The 1,127-nt window shown below is 43.1% G+C and carries 2 protein-coding genes; both read right to left on the bottom strand.

All coding sequences use genetic code 11. The features are described from left to right. On the bottom strand, positions 1-626 hold a 626-nt coding region (locus J7J55_05640; GenBank protein ID MCD6142181.1), incomplete at its 3' end, for a transposase. Positions 627-720: 94 nt separating this feature from the next. Continuing rightward, positions 721-981, bottom strand: a complete 261-nt coding sequence (locus J7J55_05645) for a hypothetical protein (protein ID MCD6142182.1) — start codon at positions 979-981, stop codon at positions 721-723. Positions 982-1,127 lie beyond the last annotated feature (146 nt).

Consider the following 1,127-nt stretch of genomic DNA (forward strand, 5'->3'; position numbering starts at 1 on the left):
TTGAGCATAAATCGCCGGGCGCCATTGGAATCATGCACATTGCCCGGACGATGATGAAGGTCGAAAAATTGTCCGGTTTGGGCTACGGTACAAAACAGAGGATAGTAACTCCGGGCACCTTTTTTGACCTTATTGAAACCTACAGATGTACCTTCTGCGTGTCCTTTGGTAGATTGGACAGTACCATCAAAATCCAAAGTCAGTCGGGGCAGTCGTTCGCGTTGGAGTCCCTCAATTACCATTGATCGAGACAACTGGCGTACATTTTCGACACCTTCGGTTTCCATCTGGGAAAGCGCTCTTGAAATTGTGGAAACATCAGGAAGTTTTCGCAAGCCCATTAAACGAAGAACGACTGGATCATCACGGTAGTAATCAACTTCTCGCAACCGTCGAAAACCGATAAGTATGTGGACAATGATCAGCTGCACTATCAAATGTCGACCAAAGACAGGTGAAATCTTCAAATGCGAAAAGCATTTTTTGAGCCGCTGTTTCAGGTCGATGCGCTTAAACAGTAGTTGAAAAATAAGCAAACCTGAAAAGGAAGTTAATTGTTGATCTTCAAATCGGATCATTGGAATTTTATGGAATTTTGCCGTAATTTGTGCTTTACTGGATTTCACTTGCGGTGGACTCCTGGATTAGGGTGATTGTTTAAAGGACATTCTCTTTATACCCGTATTCCATGGGACTCCGCAAGACTTTTACTTCTCTTTTTCACATTTTTTTATGCAACGCTGGGGTTAAATCAATATGATAGTGCCGGGCGATTCCTTTACTTTTTTCTTTCAGGCGGCCTATGCGCTCTAAAACTTTATCTCGTTTCTTTATTCCCCGGGGTTTGGTGAGACTATCGGCAATTTTCTGTAAGCCCGCTTCAAAACGAGCAATAAAATGTTCTGTAATAGCCTTTTCTTTTGCTTCTCGTTGTTCGGAATAACAATAAAGCCGGGCCTCATTATTTTCTTCGTCGATCACTTTATGGATTTTAATGGGATGATCCGAAGCTGTTGAAATATCTATGGCTTGATCCGCATTGAAACTGCGGGTTTGTTCACGACTTACGACCGGTTAACGGTATGGAGGCTCAATCAGCCAACCCATATTTGCCTGGTCCCCAATCC

It is taken from the genome of Candidatus Bipolaricaulota bacterium (assembly GCA_021159055.1).
In the GTDB taxonomy this organism is placed as follows: domain Bacteria; phylum Bipolaricaulota; class Bipolaricaulia; order UBA7950; family UBA9294; genus S016-54.